We start from the raw sequence: 4,287 nt of genomic DNA on the forward strand, positions 1-4,287 counted from the left end.
CACGTAGATGGCCTGGACCGAGGTGATCGAACCCTTGGCGGTGGAGGTGATGCGCTCCTGCAGGTTGCCCATCTCGGTGGCCAGGGTGGGCTGATAACCCACGGCCGAGGGGATGCGGCCCAGCAGGGCGGACACTTCGGAGCCGGCCTGGGTGAAGCGGAAGATGTTGTCGATGAAGAGCAGCACGTCCTTGCCCTCTTCGTCGCGGAAATACTCGGCTTGGGCGAGACCGGTGAGGGCCACGCGGGCGCGGGCGCCGGGGGGCTCGTTCATCTGGCCGTAGACCAGGGTGCAGCGGCTGTCGCCGCCGCCGCCGGCCTGGTTCACGTTGGACTCGATCATCTCGTGATAGAGGTCGTTGCCTTCGCGGGTGCGCTCACCGACGCCCGCCAGCACCGAATAGCCGCCGTAGGCCTTGGCGATGTTGTTGATCAGCTCCTGCATGGTCACGGTCTTGCCCACGCCGGCGCCGCCGAACAGGCCGATCTTGCCGCCCTTGGTGTAGGGGCAGAGCAGGTCGACGACCTTGATGCCGGTGACCAGCACTTCGGCCGAGGTCGATTGCTCGGCGAAGGACGGGGCGTCGCGGTGGATCGGCGAATAGAACTTGGTGTCGATCGGACCGGCTTCGTCGATCGGGTCGCCGATGACGTTCATGATGCGGCCGAGCGTGGCCGGACCCACCGGGACGGTGATGGCGCGGCCGGTGTCGATCACCGGGGCGCCGCGGGTCAGGCCCTCGGTGGTGTCCATGGCGATGGCGCGGACGGTGTTCTCGCCCAGGTGTTGGGCGACTTCCAGCACCAGGCGGAAGGGCGCGCCCGTCCGTTGGTCGGTGTTGGTGGTTTCCAGCGCGTTGAGGATCGAGGGCAGGGCGCCTTCGAACTCGACGTCGACGACCGCGCCGATGATCTGCGAGATGCGGCCGGTGGCGACGCCGGCGACAGCCGCCGGCTTCGGCGCGGACGCCTTCTTGGCGGCCGGGGCCTTGGCAGCCGCAGCCTTGGCGGCGGGCGCCTTGGCCGTGGCGGCCTTGGGAGCGGCGGCCGCCTTCGGGGCGGCGGCTTTCTTGGCGGGGGCCTTAGGGGTCGTAGCCATGGTCGGACTCTTTCGGTTAGAGCGCTTCGGCGCCGGAGATGATCTCGATCAGCTCCTTGGTGATCTGCGCCTGGCGAGTACGGTTCTTGAGCAGGTTGAGCGCGGCGATCATGTCGCCGGCGTTGCGGGTGGCGTTGTCCATGGCCGCCATCTGGGCGGCGTAGAATCCGGCCTGGTTCTCGAGCATGGCCGACATCACCTGGACGGTCAGGTTGCGCGGCAGCAGGGTCTCGAGGATCGCGCCTTCGTCGGGCTCGTATTCGTAGGCCGCGCCCTTCAGGTCGACCGTGGGCGCGTCGCCCCCGATCTGGGCGGGGATGAGCTGGCGGATGGTCGGGGTCTGGGTGACCACCGACTTGAACTGGCTGAACACCAGGGTGACCACGTCGACCTCGCCGGCCTCGAACAGCTCGGTGATCTTCTCGGCCACCGGCTGGGCGACGGCCAGGGACGGCACGCCGGCCTCGAAGGCGCCCACCGAGCGGTCGCCGTACTGGCGGCGCAGCAGATCACGGGCCTTCTTGCCGACGGTCAGGATGCTGACATCCTTGCCTTCGCCGATCAGGGTGCGGATGCGTTCGCGCGCGGCGCGCAGGATGGCGGTGTTGAAGCCGCCGGCCAGGCCGCGGTCCGAGGTCGCCACGACCACCAGGTGCTTCTGGTCCGCGCCGGTGCCGACCAGCAGCTTAGGCGCGCCGTCGCCGGAGACGCCCGCCGCCAGGTTGGCGATCACCGCGGCCATGCGCTGGGCATAGGGCCGGGCGTTCTGGGCGGCTTCGGTCGAACGACGCAGCTTGGCCGCGGCGACCATCTGCAGCGCTTTCGTGATCTTCCGCGTGGAATCCACGCTCTTGATCCGATCGCGCATCTCTTTGACGCTGGCCATCTCCTAATGCTCCAGCGTCGTCTTAGGCGAAGGTCTTCACGAAGGCTTCCAGAGCTTCCTTGAGCTGGGCCTCCGTATCCGCCTTCAGCTCCTTGGAGGTGCGGATGGCGTCGAGGATGCCCTGGTGCTTGGAGTGCAGGCGGCCCAGCAGCTCGGCCTCGAAGCGGCCGACCTGATTGGTCGGGATGGTGTCGAGATAGCCGCGCGTGCCGGCATAGATCACCGCAACCTGCTCCTCGACCGCGAGCGGCGAGTACTGGGGCTGCTTCAGGAGCTCGGTGAGGCGCTCGCCCCGCGCCAGCTGGCGCTGGGTGGTGACGTCGAGGTCGGAGCCGAACTTGGCGAAGGCGGCCAGCTCGCGATACTGGGCCAGGTCGCCCTTGATGGGTCCGGAGGCCTGCTTCATCGCCTTGATCTGGGCCGAGGAGCCCACGCGGCTGACGCTGATGCCGACGTTCACAGCCGGGCGGATGCCCTGGAAGAACAGGTCGGTTTCCAGGAAGATCTGGCCGTCGGTGATCGAGATCACATTCGTCGGGATATAGGCCGACACGTCGTTGGCCTGGGTCTCGATGATCGGCAGGGCGGTCAGCGAGCCGGAGCCGTTGTCCTCGTTCAGCTTGGCCGCGCGCTCCAGCAGGCGGCTATGCAGGTAGAACACGTCGCCCGGATAGGCTTCGCGGCCCGGCGGGCGGCGCAGCAGCAGGGACATCTGGCGATAGGCCACGGCCTGCTTGGAAAGGTCGTCATAGATGATGACGGCGTGCATGCCGTTGTCGCGGAACCACTCGCCCATGGCGCAGCCGGCGAAGGGGGCCAGGAACTGCAGCGGGGCCGGCTCGGACGCGGTGGCCGAGACGATGATGGTGTAGTCGAGCGCGCCGCGCTCTTCGAGCGTCTTGACGATCTGGGCGACGGTCGAGCGCTTCTGGCCGATGGCGACATAGATGCAGTAGAGCTTGGCGCTCTCATCCGTGCCGGCGTTGATCGACTTCTGGTTCAGGATGGTGTCGATCGCCACGGCGGTCTTGCCGGTCTGGCGGTCGCCGATGATCAGTTCGCGCTGGCCGCGGCCGACCGGGATCAGCGAGTCGATGGCCTTCAGGCCGGTCTGCACGGGCTCGTGCACCGACTTGCGCGGGATGATGCCAGGCGCCTTGACGTCCACGCGGCGGCGCTCGGCGGCGCCGACGATCGGACCCTTGCCGTCGATGGGCTCGCCCAGGGGGTTGACGACGCGGCCCAGCAGGCCCTTGCCGACCGGCACGTCCACGATCTCGCCCAGGCGGCGGACTTCGTCGCCTTCCGAGATGGCGCGGTCGTCGCCGAAGATCACGATGCCGACATTGTCGCGTTCCAGGTTCAGGGCCATGCCCTTCACGCCGGCCTTCGGGAACTCGACCATTTCGCCCGCCTGGACGTTGTCGAGCCCGAACACGCGGGCGATGCCGTCACCGACGGACAGCACCTGCCCGACGTCGGAGACGTCGGCTTCTTCGCCGAAATTAGCGATCTGCGACTTGAGGATGGCCGAAATCTCGGCGGCGCGGATGTCCATGGGCTTACGCTCTCTTCAGGGCGAACTTGAGGGAGTCGAGCTTCGAACGAAGCGAAGCGTCGAACAGTCGGGAACCGACCCGCACCTTGATGCCGCCCAGGATGGACGGATCGACGCGGGTCTCGATTTCGGGGTCCTTGCCCAGCGCGGTGCGCAAGGCGGCGGCGACGCCCTTGGTCTGGGCGGGCGTCAGCGGGATGGCGGAGGTCACCTGGGCCGAGACCGCCCCGCGCGCCTTGGCGGCCAGGGTCTCGAAGGCCTCGATCACCGCCGGCAGCACCGAGGCGCGGCCGTTGGCGGCCAGCAGGCCCAGGAATTTCTTGGTGGTCGAATTGAGCTTCGCCTTGTCGGCGATGGCGGCCAGGGCGCGGCCCTTGTCCGCCGCGCCAAACGCCGGAGAGGCCAGCAGGACATGGAAGTCCCGGCTGTCGGCGCGCATCTTCTTCAGCGCCTTCAGGTCGGCCTCCACGGCCGCCAGTTTCTTTTCGTCGTTCGCGAGATCGAACAGGGCTTGGGCATATCTGCCGCCCACATTCGAAGCCTTGGAATCGTCCGCCACTTATTATGTCCGCCCGATGCGTGTCGAAAGCCGCGGCGGGGGAACCCCGCAGCGGCCTAAAGGCTTGAAAGCGCTTGGAAAAGCACATTGGCCGTCGGGACTGGTAGAGCCCCCTGGCCCGAAGCCGCGCGCCTGATAGCACGCGATTTTCGGCGCCGCAACCAAACCGGCCGCGACACCTTGGAT

The 4,287-nt window shown here is 67.7% G+C and carries 4 protein-coding genes; all 4 read right to left on the reverse strand.

The features are described from left to right. Positions 1–1,098, reverse strand: a 1,098-nt coding sequence (atpD, locus tag Q8Q88_RS04985) for a F0F1 ATP synthase subunit beta (protein ID WP_305674097.1), incomplete at its 3' end; no start/stop codon positions are given. A 16-nt stretch (positions 1,099–1,114) separates the two neighbouring features. Then, positions 1,115–1,984 (reverse strand): F0F1 ATP synthase subunit gamma, encoded by an 870-nt coding sequence (locus tag Q8Q88_RS04990; RefSeq protein WP_305674098.1) that lies wholly within the window; start codon positions 1,982–1,984, stop codon positions 1,115–1,117. A gap of 22 nt (positions 1,985–2,006) precedes the next feature. Beyond that, positions 2,007–3,542 (reverse strand): F0F1 ATP synthase subunit alpha, encoded by a 1,536-nt coding sequence (gene atpA / locus Q8Q88_RS04995; RefSeq protein ID WP_305674099.1) that lies wholly within the window; start codon positions 3,540–3,542, stop codon positions 2,007–2,009. A 4-nt stretch (positions 3,543–3,546) separates the two neighbouring features. After that, the gene (locus Q8Q88_RS05000; protein ID WP_305674100.1) at positions 3,547–4,101 is read right to left on the reverse strand and encodes a F0F1 ATP synthase subunit delta; all 555 of its coding nucleotides are present in this window, start codon (positions 4,099–4,101) and stop codon (positions 3,547–3,549) included. Between the last annotated feature and the right edge of the window lie 186 nt (positions 4,102–4,287).

The sequence above is a fragment of the Phenylobacterium sp. genome, from assembly GCF_030697925.1.
Lineage (GTDB): Bacteria > Pseudomonadota > Alphaproteobacteria > Caulobacterales > Caulobacteraceae > Phenylobacterium.

Excerpts from the sequence above, each read along its gene's own strand:
- atpA (WP_305674099.1), bottom strand. The coding sequence starts at position 3,542 with ATGGACATCCGCGCCGCCGAGATTTCGGCCATCCTCAAGTCGCAGATC.
- Q8Q88_RS04990 (WP_305674098.1), bottom strand. The coding sequence starts at position 1,984 with ATGGCCAGCGTCAAAGAGATGCGCGATCGGATCAAGAGCGTGGATTCC.